This window comes from Colwellia sp. D2M02 (assembly GCF_018860755.1).
Taxonomy (GTDB): domain Bacteria; phylum Pseudomonadota; class Gammaproteobacteria; order Enterobacterales; family Alteromonadaceae; genus Colwellia; species Colwellia asteriadis.
Genome location: NZ_JAHKPW010000076.1, coordinates 30,101 through 48,030, shown reverse-complemented (window position 1 = coordinate 48,030; position 17,930 = coordinate 30,101). Strand labels below are relative to the sequence as shown.

19 protein-coding genes are annotated in these 17,930 nt (G+C 37.6%); 9 read left to right on the top strand and 10 right to left on the bottom strand.

Annotation, left to right across the window (positions count from 1 at the left end; all coding sequences use genetic code 11):
- Window positions 1–316 precede the first annotated feature (316 nt).
- Window positions 317–1,459, bottom strand: coding sequence for an AI-2E family transporter (locus tag KO495_RS15065; protein ID WP_215981233.1), 1,143 nt, complete (start codon window positions 1,457–1,459; stop codon window positions 317–319).
- A 522-nt stretch (window positions 1,460–1,981) separates the two neighbouring features.
- On the opposite strand from KO495_RS15065, the gene KO495_RS15060 reads away from it, so the two are divergent.
- Window positions 1,982–3,313, top strand: coding sequence for a DUF2254 domain-containing protein (locus KO495_RS15060; RefSeq protein WP_215981232.1), 1,332 nt, complete (start codon window positions 1,982–1,984; stop codon window positions 3,311–3,313).
- A gap of 333 nt (window positions 3,314–3,646) precedes the next feature.
- Here the strand turns inward: KO495_RS15060 and KO495_RS15055 are convergent, their stop codons facing one another.
- Complete coding sequence (locus KO495_RS15055) at window positions 3,647–3,862, bottom strand: hypothetical protein (RefSeq protein WP_215981231.1); 216 nt, start codon at window positions 3,860–3,862, stop codon at window positions 3,647–3,649.
- A gap of 44 nt (window positions 3,863–3,906) precedes the next feature.
- Window positions 3,907–4,083 (bottom strand): DUF1328 domain-containing protein, encoded by a 177-nt coding sequence (locus KO495_RS15050; protein ID WP_215981230.1) that lies wholly within the window; start codon window positions 4,081–4,083, stop codon window positions 3,907–3,909.
- A gap of 308 nt (window positions 4,084–4,391) precedes the next feature.
- Between KO495_RS15050 and KO495_RS15045 the strand changes: the two genes are divergently transcribed.
- Window positions 4,392–4,820 (top strand): MgtC/SapB family protein, encoded by a 429-nt coding sequence (locus tag KO495_RS15045; RefSeq protein WP_215981229.1) that lies wholly within the window; start codon window positions 4,392–4,394, stop codon window positions 4,818–4,820.
- Window positions 4,821–4,892: 72 nt separating this feature from the next.
- On the opposite strand, the gene KO495_RS15040 is transcribed toward KO495_RS15045, so the two are convergent.
- From KO495_RS15040 to KO495_RS15030, 3 genes are read right to left on the bottom strand one after another with little or no spacing between them, the layout of a single operon-like run.
- The gene (locus tag KO495_RS15040) at window positions 4,893–6,647 is read right to left on the bottom strand and encodes a GMC family oxidoreductase (protein WP_215981228.1); all 1,755 of its coding nucleotides are present in this window, start codon (window positions 6,645–6,647) and stop codon (window positions 4,893–4,895) included.
- Window positions 6,647–7,315 carry a gluconate 2-dehydrogenase subunit 3 family protein gene (locus KO495_RS15035; protein WP_215981227.1) on the bottom strand — a complete coding sequence of 223 codons (669 nt, stop codon included), beginning with the start codon at window positions 7,313–7,315 and terminating at the stop codon, window positions 6,647–6,649. Before KO495_RS15035 ends, KO495_RS15040 begins: the two co-directional genes overlap by 1 nt.
- Window positions 7,316–7,331: 16 nt before the next feature.
- Window positions 7,332–7,895, bottom strand: a complete 564-nt coding sequence (locus KO495_RS15030) for a thioredoxin family protein (RefSeq protein ID WP_215981226.1) — start codon at window positions 7,893–7,895, stop codon at window positions 7,332–7,334.
- A 185-nt stretch (window positions 7,896–8,080) separates the two neighbouring features.
- On the opposite strand from KO495_RS15030, the gene rph reads away from it, so the two are divergent.
- Together rph and pyrE are read left to right on the top strand one after the other, a co-directional pair.
- A complete protein-coding gene (gene rph, locus KO495_RS15025; RefSeq protein WP_215981225.1) occupies window positions 8,081–8,794 on the top strand; it encodes a ribonuclease PH in 714 nt (237 codons plus the stop codon).
- Window positions 8,795–8,829: 35 nt separating this feature from the next.
- Window positions 8,830–9,483, top strand: coding sequence for an orotate phosphoribosyltransferase (gene pyrE, locus KO495_RS15020; RefSeq protein WP_215981224.1), 654 nt, complete (start codon window positions 8,830–8,832; stop codon window positions 9,481–9,483).
- Between the two features lie 16 nt (window positions 9,484–9,499).
- On the opposite strand, the gene KO495_RS15015 is transcribed toward pyrE, so the two are convergent.
- The 3 genes from KO495_RS15015 to waaA form a co-directional block, all read right to left on the bottom strand.
- A complete protein-coding gene (locus KO495_RS15015; protein ID WP_215981223.1) occupies window positions 9,500–10,246 on the bottom strand; it encodes a 3-deoxy-D-manno-octulosonic acid kinase in 747 nt (248 codons plus the stop codon).
- Window positions 10,247–10,447: 201 nt separating this feature from the next.
- A complete protein-coding gene (locus tag KO495_RS15010; RefSeq protein WP_215981222.1) occupies window positions 10,448–11,092 on the bottom strand; it encodes a PEP-CTERM sorting domain-containing protein in 645 nt (214 codons plus the stop codon).
- Window positions 11,093–11,308: 216 nt separating this feature from the next.
- Entirely contained in the window at window positions 11,309–12,610 is a 1,302-nt protein-coding gene (waaA, locus tag KO495_RS15005; RefSeq protein WP_215981221.1) for a lipid IV(A) 3-deoxy-D-manno-octulosonic acid transferase, read from the bottom strand.
- A gap of 179 nt (window positions 12,611–12,789) precedes the next feature.
- On the opposite strand from waaA, the gene KO495_RS15000 reads away from it, so the two are divergent.
- The 5 genes from KO495_RS15000 to glpG all read left to right on the top strand — a co-directional run bounded on the left by KO495_RS15000 (window position 12,790) and on the right by glpG (window position 17,433).
- Window positions 12,790–13,569: an alpha/beta hydrolase gene (locus KO495_RS15000; RefSeq protein WP_215981220.1), complete on the top strand. Its 780-nt coding sequence runs from the start codon at window positions 12,790–12,792 to the stop codon at window positions 13,567–13,569.
- Between the two features lie 230 nt (window positions 13,570–13,799).
- Window positions 13,800–14,993: a glycine C-acetyltransferase gene (locus tag KO495_RS14995; protein WP_215981219.1), complete on the top strand. Its 1,194-nt coding sequence runs from the start codon at window positions 13,800–13,802 to the stop codon at window positions 14,991–14,993.
- Between the two features lie 103 nt (window positions 14,994–15,096).
- Window positions 15,097–16,122 (top strand): L-threonine 3-dehydrogenase, encoded by a 1,026-nt coding sequence (tdh, locus tag KO495_RS14990; protein WP_215981218.1) that lies wholly within the window; start codon window positions 15,097–15,099, stop codon window positions 16,120–16,122.
- An 82-nt stretch (window positions 16,123–16,204) separates the two neighbouring features.
- Complete coding sequence (gene glpE, locus KO495_RS14985; protein WP_289847632.1) at window positions 16,205–16,537, top strand: thiosulfate sulfurtransferase GlpE; 333 nt, start codon at window positions 16,205–16,207, stop codon at window positions 16,535–16,537.
- Entirely contained in the window at window positions 16,537–17,433 is an 897-nt protein-coding gene (glpG, locus tag KO495_RS14980) for a rhomboid family intramembrane serine protease GlpG (RefSeq protein WP_215981217.1), read from the top strand. Before glpE ends, glpG begins: the two co-directional genes overlap by 1 nt.
- An 80-nt stretch (window positions 17,434–17,513) precedes the next feature.
- Here glpG and KO495_RS14975 read toward each other — a convergent pair whose 3' ends face one another.
- Window positions 17,514–17,900 carry a flagellar basal body-associated protein FliL gene (locus tag KO495_RS14975; protein ID WP_215981216.1) on the bottom strand — a complete coding sequence of 129 codons (387 nt, stop codon included), beginning with the start codon at window positions 17,898–17,900 and terminating at the stop codon, window positions 17,514–17,516.
- Between the last annotated feature and the right edge of the window lie 30 nt (window positions 17,901–17,930).

Sequence of the window (17,930 nt, the reverse complement as noted above, 5' to 3'; positions counted from 1 at the left end):
AAGCTAGAGATTCAGAAAAGTAATTTTTTATTATATTTCAATTTGTTAAGTATCTCTTAAACCGAGTTCAGGTTAAATAACCTCAGATCGGCTCAATAAGCCTTGAATTAAGTAAAACTATCTCACTATATTAAAAACTTCTTAAACAGAGTTGAGATTAAATAAATTAGATGGCCTGATACTCTTGTAGTATCAGGCCATCTAGCTTATTACAATCAAGAAAAATACTGTGATACCCCAAGCAAAAACGTTCTATAACTATATTTAAACAATACTTTTCTAAGTTGATTTTATATGAGTGGAAACGCTACTTTAATTATTGAGTTGCTAAAAATTTAACCCATTTTGATGTTGATTTGAATTGCGCTAATACCAGCTTAATACATACCAATAGCGGTACCGCAATGAGTAACCCAGTTAAGCCCCATAACCACCCTGTAATGAGTAGCCATATAATTATAATAAAAGGATTTATACGCATGTTTTTAGCTAATACTAAAGGGGTAATAAGTTGTGACTCAAGTATGTTGAGTGCCAAAACACCTGACAGGGTAAGTAATACTTTAATATCAACCCCCCATTGAACGGAACCGGCAATGGCTATTGCTGCCAAGGCAAATGAGGGCCCCACAAAGGGAATAAAATTAACAAAACCTACTATTAATCCCCACAACAATGCATCCTCTAAACCCATGGTAGTAAAAATAATTATTGCAGCTAAGCTGAGGCCAATATTAATTACACTAACTGTTAGGATGTAGCGTGATAATTTTTGCTGCATATTTAAAGCAAATTTAAATACGTTACGCTGGCGTTTTTCAGTAACAAATAATTTAACATACTGCCTAAATAGTTTGGGTGAATAAACTAAGGTAAATAAAATTAAGATTATTGTCGTTAATAACTGTATTAGTGCGAGCGGTGCCAAAACCATAAAGTCTGTAGCTAATGAAAATAAAGATGCTTTTAACTGCGTGTGAATAGTGTCTGTTTTTTGCGGTTGGCTGTTAACCTTTGGTTCGTCTTCAAACCATGAAAACCAGCTCTTTTTAACTTCTTGTGATTCAATGTTATCTGGCGTGCTCTTTTTATCAATAGCCCGATTAAGTTCTTCTAATGTTTCTGATACATGCACCGAAAGCTCAGGTAATAACTTGGTCCATTTGGTGACAGGCTCTTCTAGTTGTATGATGAGGGCAGCACTTGGTAGCAATAAACAGCTTAAAAGAAGGGTCGACCCTAGAACACGAGGAATAAAAAGTCGCTCTAATGCTTTTACACCAGGGCTTAATAATAGAGATATTAAACCTGCAACTAAAAGTAAAAGAATTAAATCCTGAGCTAAATATGCGGTATAGAATATAGCTAATACTGTCAGTGTATAAATGCATATTGAGTTAATACTAGTTTTGCGTTCGAATGGCTCTAATTTTGATGATGTAGGTGGTGTTACTGACATAATGGCCTTACTTGGTGTTAAGTTAAGATAACGACATGATAAAAAAGTAAATTAAGCAATATTCACGCCTAACTCTTTAGTTTAAAACTAACATTACAGTTAGCCATAAAATCCTAGTAAAAAACAATTAATTTCAAGCATATAAGAAAATTAAGCATGTGCAAAGTTGATAGGGCCGTTTCTATTACTTATAAACGTTAACGTTTTGATGTTTAATCGTTACAAAGTGTCTATGAAAAAAGTACATTGTAGTCAGTATTTTTTTCATAATAATTATTAATAACTGCATGATATGTTTTATATCAGTAATATAATCAGTTAGTTAAATTATGGCACACTTATAGCTCAGCAGTAATGTTAAAACGATTAACAGCATGTAGGTTTGTCGAGAGAATATAAAGTACAAAGGCTAGTCAGTGAACCACTTTCGTTCAATAGCAAAAGGTTTTGCTAGTGGAGCTAAAAATAATAGGCAATAAGTCAAAGTAGCCAGCGATTTTTTAAGTAGGGAATAACAATTTTATGAGTATAAAAATAGAGCCTTTACTAGAGTCAATAAGAGCAAGTTTTTGGTTTTTGCCCTCAATGATACTTATTTTTACCGTGATTATTGCAACGATCACTATTTGGATCGATATTTCGTTGTTATGGAAATTAAAGTCATATTTTCCAATTATTTACAGTGCTGAAGTCGGTGCTATTAGGTCATTACTCGGTACCATTGCTGCTTCTATGATAACGGTTACGAGTATTGCTTTCTCTATTACCATTGTTGCGCTTACCTTAGCTTCATCACAATTTGGCCCGCGTTTATTGCGAAACTTTATGAAAGATCGCACCACACAAACTGTTTTAGGAGTATTCATTGCGAATTTTTTCTATTGTATTCTTGTTTTTTGTGCACTTAGCTTAGAGGAACCATATAACTTTAGACCAGGTATTACCGTAATATGGGCGATATTAATGACCTCTGTCAGTATTGGTTTTCTCATTCACTTCATCCATCATGTTTCAGTGTCTATTCAAGCTGACTCCGTTGTAGAGGATGTATATTGCGAATTAAAGGAGAGTATAGATAAGCTATTTCCAGACTCACCGACTAATGATTTACAACATGACGAATCAACAGATAAAGAGCTGGGTAATAATGATTATATTTTTAGCAAGAAGTTACGCTCTGAGCATTCGGGCTACGTACAGTTAACTGACTTTTCGCCGCTCATTAAGCAATTAATAGCCTCAGACCTACAATTACAGCTTGATTTTTCTCCAGGAGATTATGTTGTAAGAGGTGGTGTATTTGGTTTACTTCATGCGAAGCAACCTATTGAAGAAAAAACTCTTGATAGTATTAAAAAACACTTTATTTTAGGTAGTGTTAGAACACCTGTTCAAGATCCAGTATTTGCCATAGGTCAGTTAGTTGAAATTGCACTTAGAGCACTTTCACCAAGTATCAATGATCCCTATACAGCCATTACTTGTATTGATAAATTAAATTCCACGCTGTGTAACTTAGCTACAAGAGACTTCCCTAAATCTCATTTCAAAGATGAGGATGGTCAGCCCAGATTACACAGTAAAGCGCTAACTTTTTTAGATGTAGCGAATTCTGCCTTTGATCAAATTAGAAGGCACGCTAAGGATAATACTACGGTAACTATCCGGTTGCTTGAGTCACTTGAAGAGTTAGCCTTACGAGTAAAAAATGAAGAGCAATATCAATTTATTGAGGAACAAATTAAGATGATTTTTGATCAACAAAAAAGCCTTGAAGTTGCTCAATTGGATGCCAAGCTAGTTATAAATAAAATTGAACAAATTGAGCAACGCCTAACGGCTAATAAAACTTAGCTTAAACCTGAAACACGATATGTACGTTTAGCTAGCACTAAAATAACTAGCACCAAAAAGTGAAGGCAATTATTTATAAACGCTACTTGAATCAATTGCTAATTGCTTCAAGCTATTCGATTTAACTTTCACTATTATCTAACACGGCAAGTGAGAAGAAGTTCTTAAAGTGGTCGTTATTATTACTTGTTTTGATTAATCATCCCGACAGAACCACAGGCGTTGAGTCTAATTTATTTTTGCCACACATAAAAAATAGCTAAATAAAAATATTTAGCTATTTTGTTTATTCCCGTTAAACAACAAGGAATATAGTGCTGATGTAATTATAAATTAACAATCATTATCTTTAGTTTCTAGCTTATCTTTAACATCTTCACAGGCATCTTCTATTGCGTTGCCAGCATCTGAAGCGGCATCCTTAGTATCTGACACTACTTTATCAAATTCTTCACCTAACTCTTCAGCGCCATCATCAGAGCATGCCCCTAAACTTAATGCTGCGACAACTGTGATTAATGCTAATGTTTTGTTTTTATAAGTATTCATAATAATCTCCGTTAAAGTAAAATTTTTTATTTGCTCAAAAGACTTTAAGGTCTTGGGGCTTTGCCTCGTAATGCATTGGCAATTAATGAAATGACAAGTAATACGACAAAAATGAAAAATATGATTTTGGCTATGCCGGCTGCTGCGCCAGCTATTCCGCTAAAACCGAAAATAGCGGCAATAATTGCTATTACAAAGAAAGTTAATGCCCAACTTAACATGTTAATCTCCTTATTATTTATCAGAAAGTGTCTTCAATAGTTATAATGCTATAGTTATGCCATGTTTTAAGTTGTTGTTAATTAAGTGATATTTTTGTTGTGAAACTTGGTAGGGATAATGAATAAGTAAACTTTACAGGGTTGATATGTATAATTTTCAAAAAGAATTATTATCAATAAGAAATCGTGAGTGAGCAATGTTCTATAGAGCCTCTTTTGACTTATTACGTTGCGTGTGGAATATATAGATGAATAGTGAGAGCTTTTTTAGCTTTTATTAATACTTTGTAAGGTAGAGGAAATTATAAATGTTTGAAATTAGTTTAGATTTTAATTTAATTATATTTCATTTTATACAGTTAGGAATTGCCTTTGTATTGTCACTACCTATAGCGCTTAATCGTGAGCTGCATGATAGGGGGGCGGGGCTGCGAACATTCCCACTAGTTACCATTGCATCCTGTGCCTTTATGTTGGTTGGTATCAATGTTTATGAAGGCTCTGATGCTGAAGCAAGAGTGATGTACGGTATTATTACAGGCATGGGTTTTATTGGCGGTGGGGCTATTTTCAAAAACGATAGCGGGGTTAAAGGAACTGCCACAGCGGCAGGGCTATGGAACGCTGGCGCTATAGGTATCTCTGTTGCTTACAGTCGTTATGAAATCGCTATTGTATTATCTTTTATTAGCTTTCTTATTTTTCAATTTTCAGAGCTATTTAAACCAAAACAATAACCCCCCAATCAACTCACAGCTTTCATCCAAGCTCAGGTCATTTATTTTTATTACTTAGAAGTCTTAATCATTTTAACTGTAGTGTTGCCATTGTGATTTTATATGTTCAGCGACCCGAAAGGCGTTAGCGTAAATGGTAAAAGTATAAGGTACACTACCGCCTGTTGGCATAAACGAGCCATCAGTTACATATAAGTTGCTTACTTCATGGGCCTGACAATGTTTATTGAGTACAGAGGTTTTCGGATCGTTACCAAAACGACAGCCACCTGCCATTAAATTAGTTGCGGGTGAGCCACTAACCGATGATGAAATATTTTTTGCTCCTAATTCGGCTAATAGTTTTTCAGCCTTTTCAGCTAAATAACTACCCACTTTAAGATCATGTTGATGATAACCAATACGCACATTGGCAACGGGATCTCCCCATTGATCTGTGGTGTTTTCATCAAGTGATACAAAACAGTTATCGTTGGGTAGCCAATCATTAAATACTTCAAAACGTAGGGTTTTATAACGGGTAAATTCACTACGCATACTTTGTTTTAGCGCTTCACCCCATAATAATTGGCTGTTGCCTTGCTCGTCTTCACCCCATTGTGTGCCACGTGCGCGCGCAATAGGGTTTTGATGAAAAAGAAAGTCGATAGTGCCACCTTTTGCGGTGCCAGCTTTACTTATGCCTTGTTGTGATGCCGCAAATTTTTTATCGTTAATTTGATACCAATCTTGTAAAGCGCGATTAATAAAAGGGCCTACAGTTTTCAAATCAGCCACTTTCTCTGGTGTTAACTCATTATAAATAAAATCACCTTGGCCTGTACCACCGCCGCTAAAAAGTAAGTTTTTACCCACTTGACCATTATTATTTGCTAAGCCCTGTGGAAATTTATCGCCTTTAGAAGCAAGCAATAAACGCGAAGTTTCAACGGCTTGGCAAGCTACGACATAAATTTTTGCGGTGGCAATTTCTTCACGTCCTTGGCTGTCGTAATAATGCACGCCACTAATTTCACCTTGGCTATTCGTGGCAATATGAAATACTTTTGAGTTGGGTTTAATGGTGCAATTACCGCTAGCAACCGCATGATTTAATAAGGCTGCTCTGCCACTGCCTTTAGCGCCTGATGAGCAACCATAACTACTACAGTAACCTGAGTATTCGCAGCTACGACGACCCATCGCTGGGCGTGATAAAATAGCGCGTGGTACTGGAATAGCATGATAACCAATATTGTTTGCGGCTTGGTCTATCCATGATGAAATAGGCGACTCAGCAACGGGCGGATAAGGAAAGTCTGCAGATCTAGGCTCTTGGTGTGGGTGATCTACTACACGGCCAGAAACACCAACAATACGTTCTACCATGGCGTAATAAGGCTCTAATTCTTCATAACTAATCGGCCAATCGGCAACGTTAGCGCCTTCAATATCACCAAACTCTGTTTTGAGGCGAAAATCTATTGGTTTTAAGCGATGAAAATAACCACTCATAAAGTTAGATGAACCACCAACCACATTGCCATTCCACCAGCTCCAGCCAGAATCACTGGTTTTTTCGCCTTGCCAAAAACTTACCCCGTCACTGGTTTCGTATTCTTCTTCAATCACGTGCTCTTCATCAGACAACTTCGGGTTGTAAGCATCATGTACGCTAATGGCTAGTTCATCTTTAAAAAACTCTTTTTCGGTTAACCACGGCCCCTTTTCTAAAACCAGTACTTTAGCTCCTGCATTAGCTAAGCTATAGGCAATAGGAGAGGCTCCTGCGCCACTACCAATAATACAAATGTCGGCGTTTAAATTACTTGTTTGAGATGTGGTCATTACTTATGGCCTTGAGGTTTTGCACGTGGCGGTAATTCAAAATAGCGCTGTCCTTTTTCAGGTAACGGAAAGCCACCTTGGTGTTCAAGCCATTGCCAGCCAATACCTTTTGGGTTTCCGCCATAAGCGGCGGGTGTCAGCATGGCTTCAAAAATATAACCGAGCAGTGTATTTAACCAATTTTGACCAGCGCGAGATTGATTAATACCTTTTAACAGTTGTTCTTTTTCAGTAAAACCAAGCTCAACAAAGCTTTGTTTTTTTTCGCTTTGCGCGTAGCCATTTAACCAACCCACTCCTTTTAGAATAAAGTCTTTTTCTGCTTGTTCGGTCGGCTGTATAGTCATTATTTGATAAAGATAAGCCGTGGCATTAATTTGTTTCGCGCTAATATCTTGCGCAGTCGTATTATTACTGTTTGTTGTTGGCGACTCAGGTAATAAATGCTCTAGCGTAGCATTGAGCGTTAGCCATGGGTCGGAATTGAGTAATGATGATAACGCTTTTTGTACATCAGCATTAAACGAGAAAGCAGGAAAAACAGAAGCTGCACCAACACCTGCGGCTGACTTTAAAAGACGGCGGCGAGTGAGGTTTTTGTTTTTAATAAACTCAGGCGTTTGGTAGCTTTCATCAAAAAAAGATTTACCGGAAAATAAGGTCGTCAAAATAATTCCCTAATGTTTAAATGCGTAATTTATGTGATGTTTGAATATACTTTGGCGCAAATGAATTAGACCACTTATGTAAGAAAGTAAGCCATTGTTCTCGTGAATAATTACCATCAACTAACAATTCAGCAGTATCTTTTGACAACAACATTTTACCCGTGGAGGTTGATACATACATATGAGGATAACCCAGTACAGGTGGTAATGATGACATAAACGCTTCATTTTCATTACTGTCGCTAACATTAATTTTTAACAACACATATTGGCTATGCAAGGCTTGATAAATATCGGGATTTTCCTCTAAAAAAGCATCCATTTTGTGACACCAACTGCACCAGTTTCCGCCAACTTCTATTAATACTTGGCGATTACTTGTTTTAGCTAATGCCAGTGCGTCAGTCGCATCTTTAAAAGGATCGCGAGTATCATCATAAACCTTACTGTAGATTGGTAAGTTATTGGCAGAGTAAACCGTTATTGCTGGGCTTTTAGCACACGCAATACCTATCATGCTTAGTGCGAATAAGCCGCTTATACTCAGGCTAAGTAGTATGCTAAATAGGGTGGATTTCATTATGTTCTCGTTATCTTTTTTACGGTTAGTTAATAAGACCCTAGTGACTTGTACTATATTTCAAATGATTTTTATCAGTGTACATCGTTTTATATGGAGTATGACAATAAGCGAACTCGCAATTCAAGCATACTCGGGTATAATGCCGATAATTAATCTACTTACGTTTTTAGAAGGAATACATCATGCGTCCAAGCGGCAGAACATTAGGGCAAATTCGCCCCGTTACAATTACTCGCCAATTTACTGCACACGCAGAAGGCTCAGTATTAATTGAGTTTGGCGATACTAAGGTTATTTGTACTGCTTCAGTTGAAGAAGGTGTACCACGTTTCTTAAAAGGTCAGGGTAAAGGTTGGGTAACGGCTGAATACGGTATGTTACCTCGTTCAACACATACGCGTATGCGTCGTGAAGCGGCTAGTGGTAAACAAAGTGGCCGTACTTTAGAAATTTCACGTTTAATCGCCCGTGCTTTACGTGCAGCGGTAGACTTAAAAGCGTTAGGCGAAAATACTATTTCGGTTGATTGTGATGTAATTCAGGCTGACGGTGGTACACGTACTGCATCTATTACAGGTGCTTGTGTTGCTTTAGTTGATGCTCTTAACTACATGCGCGCGAAAGATATTATTAAAACCAATCCACTTAAACATATGATTGCTGCAGTATCGGTTGGTGTTTATCAAGGTGAGCCAGTATCAGATTTAGACTATGCTGAAGACTCGAACGCTGAAACTGACATGAACGTCATTATGACAGATACCGGCAAGTTAATTGAAGTACAAGGTACGGCCGAAGAAGAGCCGTTCAGCTTTGATGAATTACAAGCAATGTTAGCATTAGCAAAAAATAGCATTAATGAGTTATTCGAAATTCAGAAAGAAGCTCTAATTTAAATTTAATTTATTCAATAGATTAGGAAAATATCGACATGAAAGATTACCAACGTGACTTTATTGAATTTGCGTTAGCCAAACAAGTATTACGTTTTGGCGAATTTACCTTAAAGTCTGGCCGAACGAGTCCATACTTTTTCAATGCAGGTTTATTTAAAACCGGTGGTGACTTAGCGCGTTTAGGTCGTTTTTATGCCGCAGCATTAGTTGATGCTAACATTGACTACGATTTAGTGTTTGGGCCTGCCTATAAAGGTATTCCTATTGCAACGACAACCGCAGTTGCGTTGTACGATCACCATAATGTTGATGTGCCTTATTGCTTTAACCGTAAAGAAGCAAAAACACACGGTGAAGGCGGTTCATTAGTGGGCGCAGAGCTAACCGGTAAAATTATGTTAGTAGACGACGTAATTACTGCGGGTACGGCTATTCGTGAGTCAATGGAAATCATTAAAGCGCAAGGTGCTGAATTATCAGGTGTTCTTATTGCGCTGGATCGCCAAGAAAAAGGTCAGGGCGAGTTATCTGCTATTCAAGAAGTTGAGCGTGATTTTGGTACGCAAGTGGTTGCTATTGTAACGCTTGCAGACGTTGTTACTTATCTTGAAGAGCAAGTAGCAACCCAACCTGAACTTGCTGCTAACTTAGTGAGTATTAATAAGTATCGCGAAGACTTTGGTATTTAATATCAAAAGCTAATGGCTATTTATTGTAGCCAGTTAGTAAGTTAAGCCAGTTTTCATTTGTAAAATGAAACTGGCTTAATTTTTTCTGCTCTTTTAAAAAGGAGCGCTCTAATCTTGCCATATTGTCTTGTTTCCAGCGAACATCGCTCGCGTTATCAGTGCGAACTTCACCGCGATCAAAATCAATTAAGAACACTTCATTTTCATCATTAATCAAAATATTGTGACTATTTAAGTCGTGATGATAAATGCCTTGGTCATGAAAACGTTTAATTGTTGCGCCGATATTTTGCCACAGCGCATCAGTAATTGAGCCTTTACTTAATATATCAACCAGATCGGTTGCTTGAGTAATTCTGCTAGAAAGTAAGTCGGCTTTATAAAAAATACCATAACGAGTTACGCGATAAGCAACGGCCTTTGGCGCGGGCAAGCTTAAACTACTCATATGCTGTAGTAGTGCGTATTCTTTGGCGGCGCGAGTGTTTTTCATACCCGTAAATAAATACGTATCGTTAATGACTTTACCAATGAGACCACCACGATAATAATGGCGAAGCACCCAATGCTGGGTAGGTTTGTTGCGATGTTTTACGCCAATAAACCAAGTAGTGCCGCGACCCTGTGCTGAACCAGTAATAGCATTACGCAGTTGCCAGTATTCAGCATTGAGCATTTCAGGGCTGAAATGCGATATTTCATCACAATTATAAAGACAGTGATCATTATCAAGTACGAAGGTTTTATCTTGGCTTGTTGTCATTAAAAGTTGTTGTATCGCTAGGTGGTTAACAATAAATGTTATTGTCGAGGGGATTAGCTTGAGGGTCAATAAATTCTTATTTTTTTATTGAGGAAGAAACAAAAAAAGACCCAAGCTTTCACTTGAGTCTTTAGGGGCTGTTGATCTTTCGAGATTGTTTTTAACTTTTTAAACTAGGCATTTAGCAAAGCCTATAGCATCTTATGCTTTGCGTCGTGAAGCGGCTAAAGCAAATAAAGCCAGTGCTAATACAGCAATAGTTGTTGGCTCAGGAATCGTGGCAATATTAAACTCACCTAAACTGTTTGCTTGAGTAAAGTTGTGGCTAGTCACTTGGTTGCTTGCATCAAATGATAAAAATTTAAAGCCCTGGCCTAAGCCTTGCGTGTTAGTAATAGCAATATCTAAATTGAAATTATTAGGATCATTTAATTGAAAAACTAAGCCGTCGTTACGCTTTGATGCCCAAGCCCACTTAATGCCATTAGTAATATTAGTATCGCTAGTATCATCTTTAAAAATAATGTTACCGAAGTCATTTAAGTTATTTACACTGAATTTAGCTTTACCTTTACCAGTACTATTTGCGCTATCGGCTAATACAAATAAGGCTAAGTTATTGTTGTATTCTGCAAAAAACATAACTAGTGCGTTGTTTGCTTCATAACCTGTGTTTGAAGAGTAACGAATGTTGCTACCATAACCATAAAAGTCAGTAAAACCTTGATCAAGGTTCAATGCGCCTAAGGCAATATTGTTATTAAGCTTGATTGTAGTCGCATTAACGTGCGTTGTAGTGCTTAGAATAAGTGCTAGTACAAGTGCTAGACTAGTAAATAATTTCATAAAGAGTGTCCTGTTAAACCTAAAAGTAATTAGTACGTCTTAACGTGGTGTTCTTGTGCCAATATAATTAAAGCACAGTTTGATCTAAGCACTGTTCGTGCCATGAATTATTACAACAGGTAAAACAGCATGTTAGTGTTGGAATTATTGGGTGGTTATTAATAGTTTTACATACTGTAAAATTATATGACAGAGGTTAACCAGCTAGGTATTCGTTTATTGGTTTAGGAGGCTTTGTACTTGCTGAAGTGTTGTTTGGGTTGCACCTTGGTTGGCAAGTACTACGTTATAGGCATGTTGCCCTAAAATATGCTGTTGCTCAGGCGCCGAGAGTAATTTGATAACACTATTCGCGAGTTCATCGGCTTGTTCATCAATACTTGTGGTGGTCGCTGGTGTTTTTAGTTGCACTATGCCGTTTTCATGCTGCATTTGCTGCATTACTTCGGTAAAGTTACTCATGTCATTACCGACAATAATAGGTTTCTTAAAGAGTGCAGGCTCCAATGGATTATGCCCGCCAATACTACCGCTAAAACTCCCCCCCATAGTAATAATGTCACCTAAGGCAAAAGTTGCCATTAATTCGCCTAAACTATCGAGTAACCAGATATTTTCATCGTTAATAACCTTTTTATCGCTGCGTTTTATTGTGCTGAAACCTTGCTTTTGACATTGCTCAGCAACAGATTGAAAGCGCTCAGGATGACGAGGTACTAATACTAATAGCAATTGTGGAAAATGGGCTAGAATTTTAGTAAAGGCAAGTAATGCTAACTTTTCATCGCCCTGATGAGTACTGGCGACTATCCATGTTTTACGGTGGTTAGGGATATATTGTGCTAGCTCAGTTTGCTTTTGCGCTAACTCATCATTAATACTGATATCAAATTTTACATTACCACTATTTAGGCATTGCTCAGATCGAGCACCTAATTGTATAAAATGTGCTAAATTTTGCTGGCTTTGCGTCAATATAGTATCAAAACGCTGTAAACATGGAGTGATTAGCGCTTTTAATTTACTGTAGCTGTGTAATGATTTTTTCGATAGGCGGCCATTAATCAGTAGTAGTTTTATTTTTTTGTGATGGCACTGGGCGATTAAGTTAGGCCATAACTCAGTTTCCATAAAAATGACTAATTGAGGTTTGACTCGCTGTAAAAATAACCAAGTACATGGAAATATATCAAGCGGCAAATAACAATGCTGAACAGAATTACCAAAAAGTTTTTTAACTTGCGCAGAGCCAGTAGGCGTAAACGTGGTAACCGTAATCGCTAGTGCAGGGTAGTTAGTTAATAACTCATTAATGAAAGGTTTAAGGGCAAGTACTTCACCGACACTGGCTGCATGCACAACAATGCCGTCAGGTTTGATTGAGTTAGAAATAAACCCTAAGCGCTCTGATATGCGCTGCCGATATTGCTTGTTATTTTTAGAGCGTAAAAGTAAGGCAATCAGCACTATAGGTAACAAGCTTAATAAAAGTATACGGTAAAATAGCAAGGCAAACATAAATTGCTCTATAGTGAGTTAGTCGGTAGATTATACGCAAGCAATCAACTAAATATAAGTGTTAGTCAGTTATGCTCATAAAATTAATATCATCGTTTTCACATTCCTTTCACCCTAAACCTAATTCGTGCGAGCTGTTTCAGGTTTTATCTTATTGCTATCGACACAAACGCAAATTCATGGCGCTATTGTTACTATGTTGCCCATTTACCTCTATGGCGCTAGCTGATATTGAGGCAGATGAAAAAGCACTGCCAAGCCATATGGTTAAGTTTAAAGCCGATGTCGACAGACGGTTTTTATTGGCGGCAGATTACCTTCATTTCCCTCAAAAAGAAGCCGCTCAACACATGGGTGGTGTGTTGATTTTGCATGACTGCAAAGAGAGTCGTAAAAACTATCAGGAGCTGGCACAAAATCTAGCTAATAGCGGTTTACATGTGTTGTCATTAGACTTTAGAGGTTACGGTGATAGCACGGATAATGGTTTTTTTGAGCAAGAATTAAAAAAACAGGCTAAAGATTTAGTGAGCTATCAGAGTGACTTGGCTCTATTAACGTCATATTGGCCTGAAGATGTTATAGCAGCTTATCACTATTTGCGTAAAGAGTTAGATAAGAGCAAAGGCATTGCGGTTGTTGCTAGTGGCTGCTCTAGTGGCTATACGCTTGAGTTGGCACAAAAATATCATGTTAAAGCTTGGGTATTATTAAACCCTGAAATGTCATATAGCGATAAAGAACGTTATAAAACCTTACTTGACGCTCCTAGTTACTTTGTTAGCTCGGGGCATCAATTAGCTAGTCTTAGCGTTGCTCAAGAATTATTTAATTGGAATGGAGATAAAAAATCTAAAATTCAAATATTTAAAGTAGATAAAAACAATAGTCAGCTTCTCAAAAGCAACAGAAGATTAGTAATAGATATTGTTGAGTGGTTAAAATTTAATTTGTCATAAACAGTGGTTCGGGGTATTTAAAACAACAATAGAGCAGCAGTAAAGCTTTTGTGACACTCAGTTAAAATTTTACAAAATATCATTCGGCTTATGGCGCATTTGATTGATGATTGTCGTACAATAGCAAAAACGCTAAAGCTGGCTACAGTTAACACTATTATTTGGTAAAAACCAAAACGTAATCAGCGCTTAGATAAGCTAAATATTCAATTACCTGTTGAGGCGAAAACATGTCAGCAAATTTCTATCATCATATTCAAGATCAAATTAATCAAGTAAAAGCCGATGGCTTATATAAAGCGGAGCGTGTTATTACCACTGCTCAGCAAGCCAATATAGCCGTAGCTAGCGGTGAGAAAGTTGTTAATTTTTGTGCGAACAACTACTTAGGCTTAGCGAACCATCCTGCGTTAATTGCTGCAGCAAAAACAGGCTTAGATGAGCATGGTTTTGGTATGGCATCAGTGCGCTTTATTTGTGGTACACAAGATATTCATAAGTCATTAGAGCAAGGAATTAGTGAGTTTCTAGGCATGGAAGATACTATTTTGTATTCATCATGTTTTGACGCTAATGCGGGTTTATTTGAAACCTTATTAACGGGTGAAGATGCGATTATTAGTGATGCGTTAAATCACGCTTCTATTATTGATGGCGTACGTTTATGTAAAGCAAAACGTTTTCGTTATGCAAATAATGATATGGCAGCATTAGAGCAGTGCTTAATTGAAGCAGAGGCTGCTGGCGCGCGTTTTAAGTTAATTGCTACTGACGGTGTTTTTTCAATGGACGGCGTTATTGCTAATTTGAAGGGTGTTTGTGACTTAGCTGAAAAATACAATGCTATGGTTATGGTTGATGACTCACACGCGGTTGGTTTTGTTGGTGAACAAGGTCGTGGTAGCCATGAATATTGTGAAGTAATGGGGCGCGTTGACATTATCACTGGCACCTTAGGTAAAGCTATGGGTGGCGCTTCGGGTGGTTACACTTCAGGTAAAAAAGAAGTGGTTGAATGGTTACGTCAACGTTCACGTCCCTATTTATTTTCTAACTCACTGGCACCAGCCATTGTTAATGCTTCATTAAAAGTACTTGAACTATTAGCAGACGGTGATGATTTACGTAAAACCTTAAAAGATAACGCTGCTTATTTCCGCAATAATATGGAAGCTGCTGGCTTTACTTGTGCAGGGGCCGATCATGCAATTGTTCCTGTTATGTTAGGCGACGCTAAAGTAGCCAGTGATATGGCTAACAAATTACTTGCCGAAGGTATTTATGTTATCGGCTTCTCATTTCCTGTTGTACCGAAAGGCCAAGCCCGTATTCGTACGCAAATCTCTGCAGCACACAGTAAAGCTCAGCTAGACACTGCTATTGATGCGTTCACTCGTATTGGTAAAGAAATGGGTATTATTTAATAATTAATGACATAGTCACTTGTATAGCCCACTTACATGAAAAATATAAATTGGGCTATACAACTTAGCTATGCCGATATTGGTAGTTAGAAAGAGAGCAATAATGAAATCTTTAGCAAAATTAAAAGCAGAACCGGGTATTTGGTTAACCACCTCTGAAAAACCTGAAGTAGGCCATAATGATTTATTAATTAAAATTAAAAAAACCGCTATTTGTGGTACCGATATTCATATTTATAATTGGGATGAATGGTCGCAAAAAACTATTCCAGTACCTATGGTGGTTGGTCATGAATATGCAGGCGAAGTGGTTGGTATTGGCCAAGAAGTAAAAGGTTTTAGTCTTGGTGACCGAGTTTCGGGTGAGGGTCATATTACTTGTGGTCATTGCCGTAACTGTCGTGGTGGTCGTACGCATTTATGTCGTAATACTGTTGGTGTTGGTGTTAATCGCCCTGGCTCCTTCGCTGAATACTTGGTGATCCCTGCTTATAATGCTTTTAAATTACCTGATGAAATTTCAGATGATTTAGCGGCTATTTTTGACCCGTTTGGTAACGCTGTACATACGGCATTGTCTTTTGATTTAGTGGGCGAAGATGTTTTAATTACCGGTGCTGGCCCTATAGGTATTATGGCGGCAGCGGTTGCTAAGCATGTTGGCGCACGCCATGTTGTTATTACTGACGTTAACGAATATCGTTTAGAGCTAGCACGTAAAATGGGTGCAACACGCGCTGTTGATGTAAGTAAAGAAAACCTTAAAGATGTGATGAATGATTTAGGGATGACGGAAGGTTTTGATGTTGGTATGGAAATGTCAGGTGTACCTTCGGCATTTACCGGTATGTTAGAAAATATGAATAATGGCGGTAAAATTGCCATGTTAGGTATTCCTGGTAGTGATATGGCGATTGATTGGAGCCAAGTTATCTTTAAAGGGTTAACCATTAAAGGTATTTACGGTCGAGAAATGTTCGAGACTTGGTATAAAATGGCCAGCTTAATTCAATCAGGTTTAGATTTATCACCGATTATTACGCATCATTATAATGTAGATGACTTTCAACAAGGTTTTGATGTAATGCGCTCTGGTCAGTCAGGTAAAGTTATTTTAGACTGGACCTAATCAAAGCGTGTAACGATCAGGCCCGTAGTTTTTAAATGACTCGGGTCTTATTGCAAATATAACAAAGAAAGAGGTAACTATTTTGGCAAGCAATGAAGAAGTTTTTCAACATATGAATGTAAATGAATTGCATGAGGTCTTGGCAAATAAAACCCATGTTGTTGTTGATATTCGTGATGCTACCTCTTTTAAAAATGGTCGTATTGAATCTGCAATCCATTTAACTAATGAGTCGTTACCTGAGTTTTTAAGAACCGCTGACTTTGATATGCCTGTTGTTGTGTGCTGTTATCATGGTATTTCAAGTCAACAAGCCGCTCAGTTTTTAATTAGCCAAGACTTTACCGAGGTTTATTCTTTAGATGGCGGTTTTGAGCAATGGCAAGCACTATACCCTGAAAACATTGAGCGCTAATGAGTGAGCCGTTAAATCATCCTGTTGATGAAGCATCAGCGCTAGTTTCGTTAGTTGAGGTTAAAGCCCATAATATTGCGCTTTTATTTGCTAATTATTTAACGTCGCTGGATATTATTGCAAAAGTTGTTGAAGCCGATAGCGGTTTTATTATTTATTGTGAGCAAGCAAAGCTGGCGCAAGCACAGCATGAATTTGAACAATTTATTAAACAGCCTTATGCGCAAAAATACCAACAAGCGGCTTGGCAAAGTGGTGAAGTTGTTAGCGTACGTAATGGTGAAGCGTCCTTGCTTGATACTTTTAAACAAAGCTTTTTAGCTCATGCGGGTATGGTGACGTTAAGCGTTTTTGCCATATGTTGGGCGGTTTTTATTGCTAGTAGTGTTAGTCCAACCTGGGCGCAAAGTTTATTTAAGGCATTGCAGTTTTATCCACAGCTATCAATCGATGCTTTTATAGCGCAACCGTTACGAGTGCTAGGGCCAGCATTTTTCCATTTTTCATTATTACATATTGTTTTCAATACTATGTGGTGGTGGCAATTAGGTGGCAGTATTGAGAAAACCTTAGGCAAAGGCACTTTAATTAATTTGTTGCTACTGTCGGCGATAGTTTCGAATTTAGGGCAATATTTAGTGTCAGGTCCGAACTTTGGTGGTTTATCTGGGGTTGTTTATGCGCTAGTGGGTTTTGTTTGGTGGTATGGTTATTTAGCACCCGAGAAAGGCTTATCGTTATCTAAACCTATTGTAGGGTTTTTACTTTTTTGGTTAATATTGGGGTTTGTTGATTTACTCCCTGTAAATGTTGCTAATACCGCGCATTTACTTGGTTTGTTATCAGGCTGTTTTTTAGCGGTATTTACTGTGAAAGTACTAAAAAAAGATAAGTAAAGTTAGGATACTTAATCAATATAATCAATAAAACACGGCATAACTATTAGCCGTGTTTTTGTTCTAAGCTTAAGTTGTGTTTAGTTATCTAACCATTGGGTAAAGAGTAATTTTTTGATTAAAGGCTTTCCTGTTTCTTTGGTGAGTAAATCTTTAACCTCTTCTTCGCACATTAATTGAATTTCAGCACGACCTTTCATTGACTTGATTCTAGCCTCGCCTTGTTGACCGATAATGTTAATAATAGCATCGCGTAACAGTGGCGCATGATGTTCAACAATAGACAAGTTATCACCTTCAACCATTAGCTCAACAGTTAAACGTACAAAGCCCATTTTCTTCTTTACTGCCACATAATTGGTAACTATATCAGGCTCGAAACCATAATAGGCATATTTAGAAGCGTGAGCAGAAGCTGAAAATAGTGAAATGGATAACAATAATAAAGTGAAGAAATATTTAAGCATAAAGACAAACTTACCGTCAGTTTAAAGTGA

Excerpts from the sequence above, each read along its gene's own strand:
- tdh (WP_215981218.1), top strand. The coding sequence starts at position 15,097 with ATGAAATCTTTAGCAAAATTAAAAGCAGAACCGGGTATTTGGTTAACC.
- KO495_RS14995 (WP_215981219.1), top strand. The coding sequence starts at position 13,800 with ATGTCAGCAAATTTCTATCATCATATTCAAGATCAAATTAATCAAGTA.
- KO495_RS15065 (WP_215981233.1), bottom strand. The coding sequence starts at position 1,459 with ATGTCAGTAACACCACCTACATCATCAAAATTAGAGCCATTCGAACGC.
- KO495_RS15055 (WP_215981231.1), bottom strand. The coding sequence starts at position 3,862 with ATGAATACTTATAAAAACAAAACATTAGCATTAATCACAGTTGTCGCA.
- waaA (WP_215981221.1), bottom strand. The coding sequence starts at position 12,610 with ATGTTTGCCTTGCTATTTTACCGTATACTTTTATTAAGCTTGTTACCT.
- rph (WP_215981225.1), top strand. The coding sequence starts at position 8,081 with ATGCGTCCAAGCGGCAGAACATTAGGGCAAATTCGCCCCGTTACAATT.
- KO495_RS15040 (WP_215981228.1), bottom strand. The coding sequence starts at position 6,647 with ATGACCACATCTCAAACAAGTAATTTAAACGCCGACATTTGTATTATT.
- KO495_RS15060 (WP_215981232.1), top strand. The coding sequence starts at position 1,982 with ATGAGTATAAAAATAGAGCCTTTACTAGAGTCAATAAGAGCAAGTTTT.
- KO495_RS15015 (WP_215981223.1), bottom strand. The coding sequence starts at position 10,246 with ATGACAACAAGCCAAGATAAAACCTTCGTACTTGATAATGATCACTGT.
- KO495_RS14975 (WP_215981216.1), bottom strand. The coding sequence starts at position 17,900 with ATGCTTAAATATTTCTTCACTTTATTATTGTTATCCATTTCACTATTT.
- KO495_RS15010 (WP_215981222.1), bottom strand. The coding sequence starts at position 11,092 with ATGAAATTATTTACTAGTCTAGCACTTGTACTAGCACTTATTCTAAGC.
- KO495_RS15045 (WP_215981229.1), top strand. The coding sequence starts at position 4,392 with ATGTTTGAAATTAGTTTAGATTTTAATTTAATTATATTTCATTTTATA.
- glpG (WP_215981217.1), top strand. The coding sequence starts at position 16,537 with ATGAGTGAGCCGTTAAATCATCCTGTTGATGAAGCATCAGCGCTAGTT.
- KO495_RS15030 (WP_215981226.1), bottom strand. The coding sequence starts at position 7,895 with ATGAAATCCACCCTATTTAGCATACTACTTAGCCTGAGTATAAGCGGC.
- pyrE (WP_215981224.1), top strand. The coding sequence starts at position 8,830 with ATGAAAGATTACCAACGTGACTTTATTGAATTTGCGTTAGCCAAACAA.
- KO495_RS15050 (WP_215981230.1), bottom strand. The coding sequence starts at position 4,083 with ATGTTAAGTTGGGCATTAACTTTCTTTGTAATAGCAATTATTGCCGCT.
- KO495_RS15000 (WP_215981220.1), top strand. The coding sequence starts at position 12,790 with ATGGCGCTATTGTTACTATGTTGCCCATTTACCTCTATGGCGCTAGCT.